Below are 17769 nucleotides of genomic sequence, written 5' to 3'. Positions count from 1 at the left end.
CAAACGCGGCATTCGGTCACTGCTGGCTGGCGATCCTCGAGTCGTCGAGGCTCTGTAGCATCGGCTCGAACAAAGGCCCGAGTTCATGGGCCCCCTGGGTCGAAAGGTGGTTGTTATCCATGTACAGTGACCAGCCATCACGTTCGGCGAAACAATCCAGGCCATCGCAGAGCACGCTGGAGGGGTCGAGCACGCTCACCCGCGGGTTGCCTTCGGCCAACGCATCGAACAGCGCATTCACGTAGGCGACGCGCGCAGCGTGCTCAGCGAAGGGAAAACGTGCGCGCCCGACATCCTCCCCGCTCAGACTCAGCCGCACCAGCCGCGCCGGTGCCTTGAATGGCAGCAGCGGTACGTCCTTGACCAGCCAGACATGTACGTCGGCCGCGTTCAGCCTTTCGATCATCCCGCTCAGGCGTTGCCGCAGCAGCGCCTCGGCGATCGAGCTGTCCGGCGTGTCGTCCGGCTCGCGGAGAATGTTGCGGGTACCGTCCTGCGAGTCGCCGTATATATACATGTCCCAGCGCCCGGCGAGGATCACCCCGCCCGGCCGCTGCTGTTCGACGAACTCGAGCATCTGCTGGTTGAAACGCAGGCAAGTGTCCTTTTCCAGCATCCCCAGCAACGGCGGACAGCCCGCCAGCGAAGCCTGCCAGATCGGCAGTCGGCGACTGGTAGCCAGTTCGCGCAGCAGCGGGCTCAACGCCGCGGAATGGCTGTCGCCCCAACTGACCAGCAGCGGTCGTTCGGCAGCCAGTTCCGCCGGGAAGCGGCAGATGCTTTCCTGACTGAGCGCCTTCTTGTCGAACATGCAGTCGGTCTGCCCATCGCGCCATTTGGACGCCTTGGCATAACGCAAGGCTTCCTCGGAAAGACGCGACGGCACGCCGTCGTAATGCCGCACCAACTGGCCGATGACTCCCAGCAGCAGCAAGCTGCACAGCGCCGCGCCAAGCATCTGCCGGCGCCCGGCGAACAGCTTGCGCTCGCGGAACGGTGCCTCGACGCAGTACAGCGACAGTGCCGCCAGGCCGATGCTCGCCGCCAGCAACCCCAGGCGTGCCGGCAGGCCCAGGGTTTCCAGTGCGTGGTACTGGACGAAGACGTACAGCGGCCAGTGCCAGAGGTACAGCGAATAGGAGATCAGACCGAACCAGACCAGCGGTTGCCAGCCCAGCAGGCGGCGAGCCCAGGTGTCGCCGGCGCCGTTGGCCCAGATCAGCAGGGCGGTGCCAAGCACCGCCGGCAGCGCCGCGAGGCCGGGGAAAGGAGTGTCGCTGTCGTAGAAGAACACCGGCAGGAGAATCGCCGCTATGCCGAGGGTGGCCGCCAGTTGCAGGGACCATTGCGAATGACCGCGGCTAGCGCCCGGCAGCAACGCCAGCGCGGCACCCGCCAGGAGTTCCCAGGCGCGCATCGGCAGGAGGAAGAATGCACTGCCAGGTCGCTGGCTCACCGCCCAGACGCTGGCCGCCAGCGATAGCGCCAGGACCGCGAGGAGGATGGCGAGCCGCCAGCGCAGCAGGCGCCCGGAGATCGCGGCCAGCAGTAGCGGGAAGAGAATATAGAACTGCTCTTCCACCGACAACGACCAGGTATGCAATAGCGGCTTGAATTCGGACGCGGCGTCGAAATAGCCATCCTGCTTCCAGAACAGGATGTTCGAGGCGAACATCGTCTGGTAACGCACCGCACGACCCAGTTGCTCGTAGTCCCGCGGCTCCATCAGGAACCAGCCGGCCGCCAGGCTGACGGCCATCATAACGAACAAAGCGGGGAGGATGCGTCGCGCCCGGCGAGCCCAGAAATCGACGAAGCTGAAACGCCCGGCCTGCCGATCGCGCCGGATGATCGAAGTGATCAGGTAGCCGGAAATCACCAGAAAGACATCGACGCCGACATACCCGCCGGTGAAACCGCCCAAGCCCAAGTGATAGAACACCACCGGCAAGATGGCCAGTGCGCGCAATCCATCGATATCTCTTCGATAAGGCAGGCTCGACATCTATTTTTCTCCAGGCATGAAAAAAGGCGCTCCGGTCAAACCGGAGCGCCTTCTTCAATTCCCTGGAAGACTACTTCCGTTTCATCGAATCGAAGAACTCATCGTTGGTCTTGGTCTGCTTGAGCTTGTCGATGAGGAATTCGATCGCGGAGATCTCGTCCATCGGGTGCAGGATCTTGCGCAGGATCCACATGCGCTGGAGCTCGTCCTCGCTGGTCAGCAGCTCTTCGCGGCGGGTACCCGAACGGTTGATGTTGATGGCCGGGAACACGCGCTTCTCGGCGATCTTGCGATCCAATGGGAGTTCCATGTTGCCGGTACCCTTGAATTCCTCGTAGATCACCTCGTCCATCTTCGAGCCGGTTTCCACCAACGCCGTGGCGAGAATCGTAAGAGAACCGCCCTCTTCGATGTTCCGCGCGGCGCCGAAGAAGCGCTTCGGCTTCTCCAGGGCATGGGCGTCGACACCGCCGGTGAGCACCTTGCCGGAGCTGGGGATCACGGTGTTGTAGGCCCGCGCCAGACGGGTGATGGAGTCGAGCAGGATGACCACGTCCTTCTTGTGCTCGACCAGGCGCTTGGCCTTCTCGATCACCATCTCGGCGACCTGTACGTGACGGGTCGGCGGTTCGTCAAAGGTCGAGGCGACCACTTCGCCGCGCACGGTGCGCTGCATTTCGGTCACTTCCTCAGGGCGCTCGTCGATCAGCAGGACGATCAGGTGGCATTCGGGGTTGTTGCGGGTGATGTTGCTGGCGATGTTCTGCAGCATGATGGTCTTGCCCGCCTTCGGCGGCGCCACGATCAGGCCGCGCTGGCCCTTGCCGATCGGCGCGCAGAGATCGATGACGCGGCCGGTCAGGTCTTCGGTGGAGCCGTTGCCGGCTTCCATCTTCATCCGCTCGTTGGGGAACAGCGGCGTCAGGTTCTCGAAGAGAATCTTGTTCTTCGCATTCTCCGGACGATCGAAGTTGATCGAGTCGACCTTGAGCAGGGCGAAGTAACGCTCGCCCTCTTTCGGCGGCCGGATCTTGCCGATGATGGTGTCGCCCGTGCGCAGGTTGAAGCGCCGGATCTGGCTCGGCGAGACATAGATGTCGTCGGGGCCGGCCAGGTAGGAAGAGTCGGCGGAGCGCAGGAAGCCGAAGCCGTCCTGAAGAATCTCCAGCACGCCATCGCCGGAGATCTCTTCACCACTTTTCGCGTGCTTCTTCAGCAGGGCGAAGATGATGTCCTGCTTGCGCGAACGGGCCATGTTTTCCAGGCCCATGGCATCGGACATTTCCAGCAGTTCGGCAATCGGCTTTTGCTTGAGTTCGGTCAGATTCATAGGAAAGAGATAGGTACGCAGAAAGAGGAATTGGAGAAAGCGTCGAGCTTGGGAAAGCCGTGTCGCAAGGGGGCGACAGGAGCGCTAGAAAGTTCGAGTAGGAAGTGCGTCCGGGACGGCATGCAGAAGGCGACGGAAAAAACGTCGCGAACCCGAATTTAACACCGTGGCCGCGTGGCGTCTATAGAAACGCAAAAAAAGCCCCGCGAATCGCGGGGCTTTCCAGCGAGGCCTGGGCCCGGCTCAGATATTGGCGTCGAGGAAGGCCGCCAGCTGCGACTTGGACAGTGCGCCGACCTTGGTCGCCTCGACATTGCCGTCCTTGAACAGCATCAGGGTAGGGATGCCACGCACGCCGTATTTCGGCGGGGTATCCTGGTTCTCGTCGATGTTCAGCTTGCAGACCTTCAGCTTGCCCTGATAGTCCCTGGCGACTTCGTCCAGCACCGGCGCGATCATCTTGCACGGACCGCACCACTCGGCCCAGTAGTCCACCAGCACAGGGCCGTCGGCCTTCAGCACGTCCTGCTCGAAGCTGGCATCAGTAACGTTGACGATATGTTCGCTCATGAAATCTCTCCGTAGTCGGACGCGAATTGAAACGCGAAAGTGCCGACCATCATATCCCGCCTTGACCCTCGCCGGAAGGCGCAGCCGATTGAGAGTCTCTATCGTTGGTCGGCTGATTCCCGATTGATCGGCTGCCGCATTGGCGACCCTCGCCCTATCGTGGCAGGATGGCGCAGTTTTCCAATGGACTTGCAAAGCATGCCGCAAAAACCTGCCGAGGCATTCCCGCTGATTGCCGCCCTGGACCTAGGCTCCAACAGTTTCCACCTCTGTCTGGCCAAGGCCAATATCCACGGCGAAGTCCGCATCCTCGAACGGCTGGGCGAGAAGGTCCAACTGGCCGCCGGCCTCGACGAGGAGCGCAATCTCAGCGAAGAGGCCACCCAGCGCGGCCTCGACTGCCTGCGCCGCTTCGCCCAGTTCATCAGCGGCATGCCCCAGGGTTCCGTACGCGTGGTCGCGACCAACGCCTTGCGCGAGGCGCGCAACCGCAGCGATTTCATCCGTCGTGCGGAAGAGGTTCTCGGCCATCCCGTGGAAGTCATCTCCGGCCGCGAGGAAGCCCGCCTGATCTACCTCGGCGTCGCCAACAGCATGCCCGACAGCGGCGGTCGCCGGCTGGTCAGCGACATCGGCGGCGGCAGCACCGAGTTCATCATCGGCCAGGGTTTCGAGTCCGAGCTGCGGGAAAGCCTGCAGATGGGTTGCGTCAGCTACACCCAACGCTACTTCCGCGACGGCAAGATCACCCCGGCCCGCTACGCCCAGGCGTACACTGCTGCACGCCTGGAACTGATGGGCATCGAGAACAGCCTGCGGCGCCTCGGCTGGCAACAGGCGGTCGGCGCCTCCGGCACCATCCGCGCAGTGGCGCTGGCGATCAAGGCCGGCGGCCACGGCAACGGCGAGATCAGCCCGGACGGACTGGCCTGGCTGAAGCGCAAGGTGCTCAAGCTCGGCGACGTGGAGAAGCTCGATCTGGAAGGGATCAAGCCGGACCGCCGGACCATCTTCCCGGCCGGACTGGCCATTCTCGAAGCGATCTTCGACGCGCTGGAACTGGAACAGATGGTTCACTCCGAGGGCGCCCTGCGCGAAGGCGTTCTCTACGACCTGGTCGGCCGTCACCAGCACGAGGACGTGCGCGAACGCACCATCAGCTCGCTGATGCAGCGCTACCACGTCGATCCGGAGCAGGCTTCGCGGGTGGAGGCCAAGGCCCTCAAGGTGCTTGCCGAAGTCGGCGACGCCTGGGAGCTGAACGGCGAACTGCACCGCGACCTGCTGAGCTGGGGCGCACGGGTCCACGAGATCGGCCTGGACATCGCTCATTACCACTACCACAAGCACGGCGCCTACCTGATCGAGCACTCCGACCTGGCTGGCTTCTCGCGCCAGGACCAGCAGATGCTGTCGCTACTGGTACGCGGCCACCGCCGCAACATTCCGGCGGACAAGCTGGCGGAGTTCGCCGAGGAAGGCGACAAGCTGGTACGCCTGTGCATCGTGCTGCGCTTCGCGATCCTCTTCCACCACATTCGCGGCACCCAGGAAATGCCCTCGGTGCGTCTGAAGGCAGAGCCCAAGAGCCTTTCGGTGACCTTCCCCGAGGGCTGGCTGGAAGCCAACCCGCTGACCCAAGCCGACTTCGCCCAGGAAGCCGAATGGCTCAAGCGGGTCGGCTACAGCCTCAACGTGCGGTAAGCACCGGCGCGGCCAGCTTCTCCAGCAGGGTCGCCTGGGTATTGCGGGGGTTCTGGTTACCGGTGGGACTGAGCCGCTGGTAGCTACCGTCGGCCTGCAACACCCAGGCCTGGGTGTTGTCGGTCAGGTACGTTTCCAGTTCCTTCTTGACCCGCTGCACCAGCTTCTTGCCTTCCACCGGGAAGCAGGTCTCGACGCGCATGTCGAGGTTGCGCTCCATCCAGTCGGCGCTGGAGAGATAGAGCTTCTCGTCGCCGCCGTTGAGGAAGTAGTAGATGCGGCTGTGCTCGAGGAAGCGCCCGATGATCGAGCGCACGTGGATATTGTGCGAGACCCCCGGGATGCCCGGCCGCAGGCAGCACATGCCACGCACCACCAGGTCGATCCTGACCCCGGCCTGGCTGGCCTTGTACAGGGCGCGGATGACCTTCGGATCGGTCAGCGAGTTGACCTTGGCCATGATGTGCGCAGGCTGGCCGAGCGCCGCCTGGGCCGCCTCGCGGTTGATCATTTCCAGCAGGTTCTTCTTCAGGGTGAACGGCGCATGCAACAGCTTCTTCATGCGCAGCGTCTTGCCCATCCCGATCAGTTGGTTGAACAGCTTGTGCAGGTCCTCGCAGAGCGCCACGTCGGCGGTCAGCAGGCTGTAGTCGGTGTACAGGCGAGCGTTGCCGGCATGGTAGTTGCCGGTGCCCAGGTGCGCGTAGCGGCGCAGTTCGCCGTCCTCGCGACGGAGGATCAGCATCATCTTGGCGTGGGTCTTGAAGCCGACCACGCCGTAGATCACCACCGCGCCGGCCTGTTGCAGGCGGCTGGCCAGTTGCAGGTTGGACTCTTCGTCGAAGCGGGCGCGCAGCTCGATCACCGCGGTGACCTCCTTGCCGTTGCGTGCCGCCTCGACCAGGGCGTCGACGATCTCAGAGTTGGCGCCGCTGCGGTACAGGGTCTGCTTGATCGCCAGCACGTTCGGATCCTTGGCGGCCTGGCGCAGCAGGTCGATCACCGGGGTGAAGGATTCGAACGGGTGCATCAGCAACACGTCGAGCTTGCTGAGGACGTTGAAGAGGTTTTCCTTCTTCTGCAAAAGACGCGGGATCGCCGGGGTGAAGGGCGGGTACTGCAGCTCCGGATGGCTTTCCAGGCCGGTGACGCTGAACAGGCGGGTCAGGTTGACCGGGCCGCTGACCTTGTACAACTCGCTTTCGGACAGGCCGAACTGCTTGAGCAGGTAGTTGGTCAGGTTCTGCGGGCAGGTATCCACCACCTCCAGGCGTACCGCATCCCCGTAGCGACGCGAGAACAGCTCGCCGCGCAGCGCGCGGGCCAGGTCCTCGACATCCTCGGTGTCCACCGACAGGTCGGCGTTGCGGGTCAGGCGGAACTGGTAGCAGCCCTTCACCTTCATGCCGGGGAACAGGTCGTCGGCGTGGGCGTGGATCATCGACGACAGGAACACGTAGTTGTCACCCTCGCCGCCAACGTCTTCCGGCAGCCTGATGATCCGTGGCAGCAGGCGCGGCGCCGGGATGATCGCCAGGCCGGAGTCGCGGCCGAAGGCATCCATCCCCTCCAGCTCGACGATGAAGTTGAGGCTCTTGTTCACCAGCAGCGGGAACGGATGGGTCGGGTCGAGGCCGATCGGGGTGATGATCGGCGCGATCTCGTCGCGGAAGAAGCGCCGCACCCAGGTCTTGATCTTCAGCGTCCAGTGACGCCGGCGGATGAAGCGGATCTGGTGCTTGGCCAGCTCCGGCAACAGGGTCTCGTTGAGGATCCGGTACTGCCGCGATACCTGCTCGTGGACCAGCTCGCTGATCCGCGCCAGGGCCTGGTGCGGCAGCAGGCCGTCGGCGCCGGCCTGCTCGCGGGCGAAGGTGATCTGCTTCTTCAGGCCGGCGATGCGGATCTCGAAGAATTCGTCGAGGTTGCTCGAGAAGATGAGGAGGAACTTCAGCCGCTCCAGGAGCGGGTAGGACTCGTCCAGCGCCTGTTCGAGCACGCGGATGTTGAACTGCAACTGGGAGAGCTCGCGATGAATGTACAGGCTGCTGTCATCCACGCTGGGAACCACCGCAGGTGGCGTTTCCACCGGGATCGTTTCGGCCATCTTCACTTCTGCTTCGCTTTCCACGTTCGCCACTACGGTTTCGTCGGCGGCGATACGTTCGATCTCATCAAGTCCTTGCTGCGTATTCATTCATCTTCCCGAGGGGGTCAACGCCCCCGTCTTAATTGTTCTGCGGCCTGCTTGGCGAAGTAGGTCAGAATGCCATCGGCGCCGGCACGTTTGAAGGCGGTAAGGGATTCGAGGATCACCGATTCGGCCAGCCAGCCGTTCTGGATGGCGCCCATGTGCATCGCATACTCGCCGCTGACCTGGTAGACAAAGGTCGGGGCGCGGAATTCATCCTTCACCCGACGCACGATGTCGAGGTAGGGCATGCCCGGCTTGACCATCACCATGTCGGCGCCTTCGGCCAGGTCGGCGGCCACTTCGTGAAGTGCCTCGTCGCTGTTCGCCGGATCCATCTGGTAGGTGGCCTTGTTGCCCTTGCCGAGGTTCGAAGCCGAGCCGACCGCATCGCGGAACGGACCGTAGTAGGCGCTGGCGTACTTGGCCGAGTAGGCCATGATCCGCACATTGGTGTGGCCGGCAGACTCCAGGGCCTCGCGGATCGCACCGATGCGACCGTCCATCATGTCCGAGGGCGCTACCACCTGGGCGCCGGCCTCGGCGTGGGACAGCGCCTGCCGTACCAGCACGTCGATGCTGACGTCGTTGAGGACGTAGCCATCGTCATCCAGGATGCCGTCCTGGCCATGGGTGGTGAACGGGTCGAGCGCCACGTCGGTGATGATGCCCAGCTCCGGAAAGCGCTCGCGCAGGGCACGGGTGGCGCGCTGAGCGATGCCTTCCGGGTTGTATGCCTCGGCGGCGTCCAGGGACTTCTTCTCCACCGGGGTCACAGGGAACAGCGCCAGCGCCGGAATGCCCAGGGCCACCCACTCTTCCGCCTCGATCAGCAACTGGTCGATGGACAGGCGCTCGACGCCGGGCATCGACGGAATGCTTTCACGCTGGTTGACCCCATCGAGGACGAACACCGGCAGGATCAGGTCGTCGACGGTGAGGACATTCTCGCGGACCAGGCGGCGGGAGAAGTCATCGCGGCGATTGCGCCGCAGGCGGGTGTAGGGATAGGCGCGATTGGCGGGAGTGAAGCTCACGGTTTACTCCAGGGCCCAGATAACGGGCACAGTGTGACAGTTATAGTCCCTGATTATGACGGATTGGCAACAAGCGACGACAGTGACTCAAGGTCGCGGCATCCTGCCGCACCGCCAATCATCGCAAAAAGCCAGCGGCAAAGGCCATTCATTGCACAATCAATGACCTGGGCCGTGACGATCGCGCTTTCCCCACGCCCTCAACCGAGTTAGGCTGCGCGTTCATTTCGCTTCGCTGCCCCGATGATGCTCCAACAATTCCTGCAGGACTTCGGCTATTTCGCCCTTTTTCTCGGTACTTTCTTCGAGGGCGAAACCATTCTCGTGCTGGCCGGGTTCCTTGCCTTCCGCGGCTACATGCAGCTGGATACCGTGATTCTCACCGCCTTCCTCGGCAGCTACGCCGGTGACCAACTCTGGTACTTCCTCGGCCGCCGCCACGGCCGCCGGTTGCTGGCGCGCAAGCCGCGCTGGCAGAAGCTCGGCGACAAGGCGCTGGACCATGTGCGCCGCCATCCCGACCTGTGGGTGCTGAGTTTCCGCTTCGTCTATGGCCTGCGTACGGTGATGCCGGTGGCCATCGGCCTGTCCGGCTATCCACCGGCCCGCTATCTTCTTCTCAACGGCATCGGCGCCATCGTCTGGGCCGCCGCGCTGGGCTCCGCCGCCTACTATTTCGGCAGCGTACTGGAAGGCATGCTCGGCAACATCAAGAAATACGAACTCATGGTCCTCGGCGGCCTGATCGTGCTGGGCCTGCTGCTCTGGCTATGGCGGCGTTTCAAGACACCGCGCGGCAACGGCGCGGGCGGCAACGCCGACAAATCCGAGTGAACCCGCGCCGGCGCGACTGAACAGCCGGCCCCTTCGTACACTCCAACTCCTTGTACCCTCCGCTCCGGCTGGCCGCCGGGGGCGGCGGCTCGCTATGCTTGCGCGATACCGACCCCGGCCAGGCCCGTCCGGTCCGGATCCTGCGTTCCCAAGGAGTAAACCTCATGCACAAGAAAGTTGCCGTCATCCTCTCCGGTTGTGGCGTCTACGATGGCGCGGAAATCCACGAAAGCGTGATCACCCTGCTCCGCCTCAGCCAGCGTGGCGCCGAGGCACAATGCTTCGCGCCGAACATCGCCCAGCACCATGTGGTCAACCACCTGACCGGCGAGGAAATGCCGGAAAGCCGCAATGTCCTGGTCGAGTCCGCGCGTATCGCCCGCGGCGAAGTCAAGGACCTGCGCGAAGCCCGCGCCGAGGACTACGACGCGCTGATCGTGCCCGGTGGCTTCGGCGCTGCGAAGAACCTCAGCGACTTTGCCATCAACGGCGCGCAATGCCAGGTGCAGCCGGACGTGCTGGCGCTGGCCAAGGCTTTCGCCGAAGCCGGCAAGCCAGTCGGGCTGATCTGCATCGCTCCGGCGATGGCGGCGAAGATCTACGGCGCCGGCGTCCAATGCACCATCGGCAACGACGCCGACACCGCCGACGCGCTGAAGCAGATGGGTGCCGAGCACATCGACGCGCCGGTGGACGAGATCGTCGAAGACAGCGCGCGCAAGCTGGTGACCACCCCGGCCTACATGCTCGCCCAGTCGATCGCCGAAGCCGCTTCCGGGATCAACAAGCTGGTCGACCGGGTGCTCGAACTGGTGGACCAGGACAAGGCCTGATCGGCCAAGCACGAGGGCGGTCGCGCCGCCGCCCTTTTCAAATCCGTGCCGCTACGCCAGCGTGCGTCTCGAAACCATCGAATCGAGACGCCGCGATGAGCGAAACGCCCTCCCCCGCCCTGCCTGACGACGTCCACCAACTGGTGGCGGATTTCTTCCAGCGCATCCCCTTCAACCGCATGCTCGGGATCCGCGTGGCGAGCCTCGGCCGCGAGCGGGTAGTCCTCGACCTGCCGATGAAGGACGAACTGATCGGCAACTTCGTCCAGGGCATTCTCCACGGCGGGGTGATCTCCAGCCTGCTCGACGTCACCGGCGGAGCGATGGCCCTGATCGGCGCCCTCGAACGGCATCGCGAACTGCCAGGCCACGAGCGCATGGCGCGGCTGTCGAAACTCGGCACCATCGACTTGCGCGTCGACTACCTGCGCCCGGGACGCGGCCGGACGTTCACCGCCCATGCGGTGCCGCTTCGCTCGGGCAACAAGGTCGCAGTGGTGCGCTCGGAACTGCATAGCGACGACGGCACGCTGGTCGCCGTCGGTACCGGTACCTATCTGTGCGGCTGACTCGCGCGTAGATCGGCTTCCCGCTGCAGGCGGGTGAGCAGGCGGTCCAGGGCGTTGGCGAACGCCTGGCGGTCACGCTCACCGTAGGGCGCCTGGCCGCCGCCCATCTGCCCCTGGTCACGCAGGTCGGCCATCAGGTTGCGCATGGCCAGCTTATCGCCCATGTTCCGCGCGTCGAACTCGCGGCCGCGAGGATCGAGGGCGGCAACCTGTTTCTTGATCAGCCGATCGGCCAGCGGTACGTCGCTGCAGATCGCCAGGTCGCCCGGCTCGGCCTGCTCCACCAGGTAATCGTCAGCCGCATCCATCCCGCTTTCCACCACCACCAGACGCACGCAGGCGAACGGCGGCTTGACCTGCGGCTGGCCGGCGACCATCCAGACTTCCAGCTTGCGCTTGAGGGCGAACTTGCAGACCAGTTCCTTGGCCGCCTTGGGGCAGGCGTCGGCATCGATCCAGATACGCATGAACGGACTTCCGTAGAAATGACGACGGCCAGTATCGCACTGGCCGTCGTGGTTGCGCGAACCCGCTCAGTCGGCCGCGTTGGCCGCCGCACGCCGGCGCTCGACGATCCGGCTACGTCCGTAGAGCAGCGCGATGGCCACCAGCGCCATGGCCTGGGCCGACAGCGAATAGGCGTCGGCCTTGATCCCCAGCCAGTCGAAGTCGAAGAACGGCACCGGACGGGTGCCGATCACCCCGGCTTCCTGCAAGGCGATGACGCCATGTCCGGCGAACACCACCGAGAGCGCACAGAGCAACGCCGCGTTGATGCTGAAGAACAACCCCAGCGGCAGTTTCGCCGAACCACGCAGGATCACCCAGGCCAGGCCGATCAGCAGGACCACGGCGGTCGCCGCGCCGCCGATCACGGCATTGTGCCCGGCCGGTCCGGCCTGCAACCAGAGGGTTTCGTAGAACAGGATGACCTCGAACAACTCGCGGTAGACCGAGAAGAACGCCAGCACTGCGAAGCCGAAGCGTCCGCCACCGCCCACCAGGCTGCTGCGGATGTAGTCCTGCCAGGCTGCCGCGTGGCGGCGGTCGTGCATCCAGACGCCGAGCCAGAGCACCATCACGCAGGCGAACAGAGAGGTGAAGCCCTCCATCAGCTCGCGCTGGGCACCGCCGATATCGATCACATAGGCGGCCAACGCCCAGGTGGCGAAACCGGCGACGAAGGCCAGCCCCCAGCCGACGTGCACGCCACGCACGGCACTTTCCTGCCCGGTATTGCGCAGGAAGGCGAGGATGGCGGCAAGCACCAGGATTGCCTCTACCCCTTCGCGCAACAGGATCAACAAGGCGGAAACGAAACTGATGGAGAAACTCAGCGAGTCGCCGCCAAGCTGCTTGGCGGCCTCTGCCAGCTTGCCCTTGGCCAGCTCCAGCTGTTGCGCCACCTGGGTTTCCGGGAGGCCATCGCGCAACGCCTGGCGGTAGGCCATCAGCTGCTTCTCGGTGGAGCGGCGCAAATCGGCGTCGACGTTGTCCAGCGAGCTTTCCACCAGCTCGAAGCCCTCCAGGTAGGCCGCCACCGACAGGTCGTAGGCCTGGTCGCGGTCGCCTTCGCGATAGACCGCGAAGCTCTTGTCCAGGGTGGCGGCGGTATAGTCGATCAACTGCCCAGGACCGCGCTGCTCCAGCGGCGGATGCGCACGCAGGGCGCGGAAGCTCTCCGCAGCGGCCTCGCCGTCGTGCTCGGCGACTTCGGCCGGAGTCTGCGTGGCCAGGGTCGCCAGCGGGTAGGCATGGGCCTTGTCCGGCTGCGCACTGCCGGCGCTCAGGCCGGCCACATAGCTGGCCAGGTCCCAGCGCTGGCGTTCGTCGAGCTGGTCGGCGAACGCCGGCATGTCGGTGCCGGCCACGCCCAGGCCGATGACGTTACGCAGGTCGTAGAGGCTCAGGTGGTCGAGGCGCTGGCGATCGGTGAGGTTCGCTGGCGGCGGTTCCAGGCCGATGCCGGCGGGGCCGTCGCCCTTGCCCGCATCGCCATGGCAGATCGCGCACTGCTGGGCATAGATCGGCGCCGCGCGGCTCGGGTCGGGGGTGATCGCGGGGGTCTGCACCACCTGGTAGATATCCGCCACCCGTGCCTCGAGGTTGCGCGCCTGGAGGGCCACGTCCCTTCCCGGCAAGCGCTGCTCGATGGCCTGGCGCAGGCTGGCGACGCCCCTCTCCAGCTCGGCGCGCTCGGGGCGCATCGGCAGGGTCAGGACCAATGCCTGCAGGTTGCCGACGAACTCCACCTGTTCCTGGTATTCGCTGGGGTCGACGATCTTGCCGTCAGCCACGGTCGGCGGATAGTCGGCCGCCAGGTAACTCAACAGATGCAAGGCTTGGGAGGGGTCGACGGCCGTGTCGGCAAGAGCTCCAAGGCTGAACGCGCAGACCAGCGGCAGCAGCCACAGCAGGATTTTCGGAGGGTGCATGGCGAAGACGAAGTGAGAATGGAAGAGATTAAATTGTCCCTTCGCCTTCCCGCCCATGCAAGAAATACTCTGTAACAATCACGCCCATCAGCGTGTCGGGCGGCTCAGAGCGGCGCTCGGCGTACCGTCGCCAGCAGCCCCGCGGCACCGACGAACAGGCTGGCGAAGGTACGGTTCACCAGCTTCTGCTGGCGCGGCGAACGCAGTACGCGTAGCACGCGCGCAGCCAGCCCGGTGTAGCCGGCCATGACGATCAGGTCGACGACGATCATGGTGCCGCCCATGATCAGGTATTGCGCCAGCAGCGGCTGGTGCGGGTCGATGAACTGCGGCAGCACCGCGAGCATGAAGATCACCGCCTTGGGATTGCTGGCGTTGACCAGGAAACCACGCAGCACCAGGGTCAACGGTCGCCCCAGAGGCCGTTCGCCATCGGTGCTCAAGGCCTGTGGCGGCGCCTGCCACTGGCGCACCGCCAGGTACACCAGGTAGGCCACGCCGAACCACTTGATCAGGCTGAAAGCCAGTGCCGAGGTCGCCAGCAACGCACCGACGCCGGCGGCGACAATGGCGATCTGCAGGGCCAGGCCGATCTGCAGGCCCAGCGCGTTCCAGTAGCCTCGCGCAAAGCCGTACTGCAACCCGCAGGACATCGAGGCGATGGCTCCGGCGCCCGGCGACAGGCTGATGGCCCAGCAGGCGAGGAAGAAGGCGAACCAGGTACTGACGAGCATTGCACACCTCGGAAAGCGAACGCGGCTGGCGGCGGGAACGAAAAAGCCAGTGTGCACCAAGGCGGAGCAGCCGCACAGGTTTTCCGACCACGCGCCTCGCCCAACCTTTGCGGGCGCAACCTGGCGGACAGAAAAAACCCGGCAGATGCCGGGCTTTCCCGAGGATACGTGCTCAGCCATGTTGGGCAGACCACCGCGATGCGGCTATTCGCCCTGGCCCCGAACGCTCTCAGTCCGGCGAACCCTTGCGCAGCTTCACCGGCTCTTCGCCGCGCTTGCGCGCCAGGGCTCCGCGCAAGCGGATGTTCAGCGCCTCCACCGCCAGGGAGAAGGCCATGGCGAAGTAGACGTAGCCTTTCGGCACGTGCACTTCGAAGGACTCGGCCACCAGCACGGTGCCGACCACGATGAGGAACGACAGGGCGAGCATCTTCAGCGAGGGGTGTTTCTCGATGAAGTCGCTGATGGTGCCTGCCGCCAGCATCATCACGCCGACCGAGATGACGATCGCCGCGACCATCACCGGCACGTTCTGCACCAGACCGACGGCGGTGATCACCGAGTCCAGGGAGAAGATGATGTCGATGATCGCGATCTGGACGATGATGCCCATGAAGCCGTGGACCTTGCCGCCGCTCTTCTGCTCTTCTTCCGCGCCTTCCAGGCTGTGGTAGATCTCCATGGTGCTCTTGAACAGCAGGAACAGGCCGCCGAAGAAGAGGATCAGGTCACGCCCGGAGATGCCCTGGCCGAACAGGTGGAACAGGTCGGTGGTCAGGCGCATGACCCAGGTGATCGAGAGCAACAGCAGGATCCGCGTGCCCATGGCCAGGGCCAGGCCGAAGAAGCGCGCCTTCGGTTGCTGGGCCGGCGGCAGGCGCCCGACCAGGATCGAGATGAAGATGATGTTGTCGATGCCGAGGACGATTTCCAGGGCGGTCAGGGTCAGGAACGCGACCCAGATTTCAGGACTGGCGAGCCATTCCATAGATGGTTATTTCCCGTTTTTTGTTGGAGTTGAAAAACCTGGCCCACGCCAGCGACGCACGGCTTTCTGGAAGAACAGGCTGTTGGGAATCTGCAGCAGCGGGCCCGGCGAGCCATCCTCGAGGGTTTCTTCCAGTGTCGTATACAAGAGATTGATGGCAACCACGCGTCCGGTGACGCCCGGTTTGTCGGCGCTATCGATCAGCTCCACGCGGTCGCCGATGCGGAACGGCCCGACGGTGAAGATCAGCAACGCACAGAACAGGTTGGAGAGCACGCTCCAGATGGCGAAGAAGGCTACCGCCGCCACCGCGGCGAAACCGGTCAGCGCGGTCCACAGCACTTCGGCGGACACGCCCAGGCGCTCCAGCACCATGATCAGTGCGCTGACCATGATCAGCCAGCGCAGGCCCCCACGCAGCGGCAGGAGCAGCTCCGGCGGCACCGGATAACGCTCGCCGATACGGGTCACCGTGCGTCGGACCAGGCGCTGTAGCAGCCAGGCGACCAGCAGGATGAGCAGGATCTGCATCGCCACCACCAGCGGCCCGCTCCAGGTCTGCGTCAACACCTGCAAGTCTTCCATCACTCACTGGCCTCTAGTTCTTTCTGCAGGGCTTCGAGGGTTTCCAGGGCCTCCAGCCAACGTTCCTCCAGCTCGCCTTCGCGAACCTTCAGGCTCGATTGTTCGGACAGCAACTCGCGCAATTCGTCCTTTCGCGATACGTCGTACAGGGCGCTGTCGCCCAGCCGCGCCTCGATAGCGGCTAGCTTTTCGTGCAGGCCGCCGAGTTCGCGCTCCAGCTTGTCGGCCTCGCGCTTGTGCGGCGCCAGCTGCTGGCGCAGCGCGGCCGCTGCCTGGCGCTGGGCGCGCTTGTCGGTGCGTTCGGTCGGCGCACCCGGCGCGGTCTCGGCCTGCGGCGCCTTGCGCGCGCGATAGTCGACCAGCCAACGGGCGTAATCGTCGAGATCGCCATCGAACGGCACCACGCGCCCATCGGCGACCAGGAGGAATTCATCGGTGGTGCTTTTGAGCAGGTGCCGGTCGTGGGAAACCACCAGGACCGCCCCGGAAAACTCCTGTAGAGCCATGGTCAAGGCCAGGCGCATTTCCAGGTCGAGGTGGTTGGTCGGCTCGTCGAGCAGCAGCAGGTTGGGCTTCTGCCAGGCGATCAGCGCCAGGGCCAGGCGCGCTTTCTCGCCACCGGAGAAGTTCAATACCGGCTCGTCCACCCGAACGCCGCGGAAGTCGAAGCCGCCGAGGAAGTCCTTGAGGGTCTGTTCGCGCTCGCCGGGGGCGATACGCTGCAGATGTAGCAACGGGCTGGCCTGTGGATCCAGCGAATCGAGCTGGTGCTGGGCGAAGTACCCGATGGCCAGGTTCTCGCCGCGCAGCAGGCGGCCGCCCAGCTCGGGCAGGTCCCCGGCCAGGGTCTTGATCAGCGTCGACTTGCCGGCGCCGTTGGGACCGAGCAGGCCGATCCGCGCACCGGGCACCAGTTGCAGCTTGACCTTCTCCAGCACCGCCTTGTCGCCATAGCCGAGACGGCCTTCGCCGAGATCCAGCAACGGCCGGGAGATCTTGTCCGACTCGCGGAAACTGAAATTGAACGGCGAATCGACATGTGCCGGCGCCAGTTCCTCTAGACGCTCCAGCGCCTTGATCCGGCTCTGCGCCTGGCGCGCCTTGGTGGCCTTGGCCTTGAAGCGGGCGATGAAGCTTTCCATGTGCGCACGCTGCGCCTGCTGTTTCTCGTAGGCCTGCTGTTGCTGAGCCAGCCGCTCGGCGCGGGTCCGCTCGAAAGCGGAATAGCCGCCGCGGTAGAGGGTCAGCTTGCGGTTTTCCAGATGCACCACGTGGTCCACCACCGCATCGAGGAAGTCGCGGTCGTGGGAGATCAGCACCAGAGTGCCGGGATAACCCTTGAGCCACTCTTCCAGCCAGAGGATGGCGTCCAGGTCGAGGTGGTTGGTCGGTTCGTCGAGCAACAGCAGGTCGGACGGGCACATCAGCGCCTGCGCCAGGTTCAGGCGCATCCTCCAACCACCGGAGAAATCACCGACCCGGCGCTCCATCTGCTCGCTGCTGAAGCCGAGCCCGGCCAGCAGCTTGCGCGCCCGTGCATCGGCGGTATAACCGTCGGCGTTGTCCAGCTCGGTATGCAGGCGCGCCAGGGCAGAACCGTCGTGCGCCGCTTCGGCGACGGCCAGCGCCGCCTGGATCTCGCGCAGGCGACTGTCGCCGTCGAGCACGTAATCCACCGCCAGGCGATCCAGGGTATCGACCTCCTGGCGCATGTGCGCGATGCGCCAGTCGGCGGGCAACAGGCAGTCGCCGGCATCCTGCCCGAGCTGGCCGCGCAACAGCGCGAACAAGCTGGACTTGCCAGCGCCATTGGCCCCGATGAGACCGGCTTTCTGGCCGGCGTGCAGGGTCAGTTCAGCAGCTTCCAGGAGGCGCTGCGGCCCGCGCTGTAGCGTAAGATTGAGGAGTCGGATCATGGCGGCGGAGTTTATCAGTTTCGCCCTTGCGGAGCGTG

The 17769-nt window shown here is 64.7% G+C and carries 15 protein-coding genes; 4 read left to right on the top strand and 11 right to left on the bottom strand.

Going from position 1 to position 17769, the window contains the following annotated elements; all coding sequences use genetic code 11:
• Positions 1 to 16: 16 nt before the first annotated feature.
• From HMPREF1224_RS29110 to trxA, 3 genes are all read right to left on the bottom strand, one after another.
• Positions 17 to 2005: an acyltransferase family protein gene (locus HMPREF1224_RS29110; RefSeq protein ID WP_010793656.1), complete on the bottom strand. Its 1989-nt coding sequence runs from the start codon at positions 2003 to 2005 to the stop codon at positions 17 to 19.
• A 70-nt stretch (positions 2006 to 2075) separates the two neighbouring features.
• Positions 2076 to 3335, bottom strand: coding sequence for a transcription termination factor Rho (rho, locus tag HMPREF1224_RS29105; protein ID WP_003096334.1), 1260 nt, complete (start codon positions 3333 to 3335; stop codon positions 2076 to 2078).
• A 243-nt stretch (positions 3336 to 3578) separates the two neighbouring features.
• Entirely contained in the window at positions 3579 to 3905 is a 327-nt protein-coding gene (gene trxA, locus HMPREF1224_RS29100; protein ID WP_003096336.1) for a thioredoxin TrxA, read from the bottom strand.
• A 198-nt stretch (positions 3906 to 4103) separates the two neighbouring features.
• On the opposite strand from trxA, the gene ppx reads away from it, so the two are divergent.
• On the top strand, positions 4104 to 5609 hold the full coding sequence (gene ppx / locus HMPREF1224_RS29095) for an exopolyphosphatase (RefSeq protein ID WP_003114040.1): 1506 nt from the start codon (positions 4104 to 4106) through the stop codon (positions 5607 to 5609).
• Here ppx and ppk1 read toward each other — a convergent pair.
• Both ppk1 and hemB read right to left on the bottom strand, forming a co-directional pair.
• Entirely contained in the window at positions 5596 to 7806 is a 2211-nt protein-coding gene (gene ppk1 / locus HMPREF1224_RS29090; protein WP_003099209.1) for a polyphosphate kinase 1, read from the bottom strand. The genes ppx and ppk1 overlap by 14 nt on opposite strands.
• A gap of 17 nt (positions 7807 to 7823) precedes the next feature.
• Positions 7824 to 8837: a porphobilinogen synthase gene (gene hemB, locus HMPREF1224_RS29085; RefSeq protein WP_003096352.1), complete on the bottom strand. Its 1014-nt coding sequence runs from the start codon at positions 8835 to 8837 to the stop codon at positions 7824 to 7826.
• A gap of 243 nt (positions 8838 to 9080) precedes the next feature.
• Between hemB and HMPREF1224_RS29080 the strand changes: the two genes are divergently transcribed.
• The 3 genes from HMPREF1224_RS29080 (at position 9081) to HMPREF1224_RS29070 (ending at position 11073) form a co-directional block, all read left to right on the top strand.
• Positions 9081 to 9671 carry a DedA family protein gene (locus HMPREF1224_RS29080; protein WP_003096354.1) on the top strand — a complete coding sequence of 197 codons (591 nt, stop codon included), beginning with the start codon at positions 9081 to 9083 and terminating at the stop codon, positions 9669 to 9671.
• A gap of 164 nt (positions 9672 to 9835) precedes the next feature.
• The gene (gene elbB, locus HMPREF1224_RS29075; protein WP_003099212.1) at positions 9836 to 10504 is read left to right on the top strand and encodes an isoprenoid biosynthesis glyoxalase ElbB; all 669 of its coding nucleotides are present in this window, start codon (positions 9836 to 9838) and stop codon (positions 10502 to 10504) included.
• A gap of 95 nt (positions 10505 to 10599) precedes the next feature.
• The gene (locus HMPREF1224_RS29070) at positions 10600 to 11073 is read left to right on the top strand and encodes a thioesterase family protein (protein WP_003096359.1); all 474 of its coding nucleotides are present in this window, start codon (positions 10600 to 10602) and stop codon (positions 11071 to 11073) included.
• Here HMPREF1224_RS29070 and HMPREF1224_RS29065 read toward each other — a convergent pair.
• From HMPREF1224_RS29065 to HMPREF1224_RS29040, 6 genes are all read right to left on the bottom strand, one after another.
• The gene (locus HMPREF1224_RS29065; protein WP_003099218.1) at positions 11058 to 11540 is read right to left on the bottom strand and encodes a YaiI/YqxD family protein; all 483 of its coding nucleotides are present in this window, start codon (positions 11538 to 11540) and stop codon (positions 11058 to 11060) included. The genes HMPREF1224_RS29070 and HMPREF1224_RS29065 overlap by 16 nt on opposite strands.
• A 66-nt stretch (positions 11541 to 11606) precedes the next feature.
• Complete coding sequence (locus HMPREF1224_RS29060) at positions 11607 to 13508, bottom strand: cytochrome c/FTR1 family iron permease (protein WP_003115264.1); 1902 nt, start codon at positions 13506 to 13508, stop codon at positions 11607 to 11609.
• 104 nt (positions 13509 to 13612) lie between these two features.
• Positions 13613 to 14242, bottom strand: coding sequence for a LysE family transporter (locus HMPREF1224_RS29055; protein ID WP_003096365.1), 630 nt, complete (start codon positions 14240 to 14242; stop codon positions 13613 to 13615).
• Between the two features lie 229 nt (positions 14243 to 14471).
• Positions 14472 to 15230 carry a TerC family protein gene (locus tag HMPREF1224_RS29050; protein ID WP_003099222.1) on the bottom strand — a complete coding sequence of 253 codons (759 nt, stop codon included), beginning with the start codon at positions 15228 to 15230 and terminating at the stop codon, positions 14472 to 14474.
• A gap of 6 nt (positions 15231 to 15236) precedes the next feature.
• Positions 15237 to 15815 (bottom strand): mechanosensitive ion channel family protein, encoded by a 579-nt coding sequence (locus HMPREF1224_RS29045; protein ID WP_003114038.1) that lies wholly within the window; start codon positions 15813 to 15815, stop codon positions 15237 to 15239.
• Positions 15815 to 17731, bottom strand: coding sequence for an ATP-binding cassette domain-containing protein (locus tag HMPREF1224_RS29040; protein ID WP_003114037.1), 1917 nt, complete (start codon positions 17729 to 17731; stop codon positions 15815 to 15817). The genes HMPREF1224_RS29045 and HMPREF1224_RS29040 overlap by 1 nt, the downstream gene beginning before the upstream one ends.
• Positions 17732 to 17769: the final 38 nt, after the last annotated feature.

Origin of the sequence: Pseudomonas sp. P179 (genome assembly GCF_000478485.2) — a bacterium.
Lineage (GTDB): Bacteria > Pseudomonadota > Gammaproteobacteria > Pseudomonadales > Pseudomonadaceae > Pseudomonas > Pseudomonas aeruginosa.
This window is presented reverse-complemented; position numbering and strand designations above follow the sequence as displayed.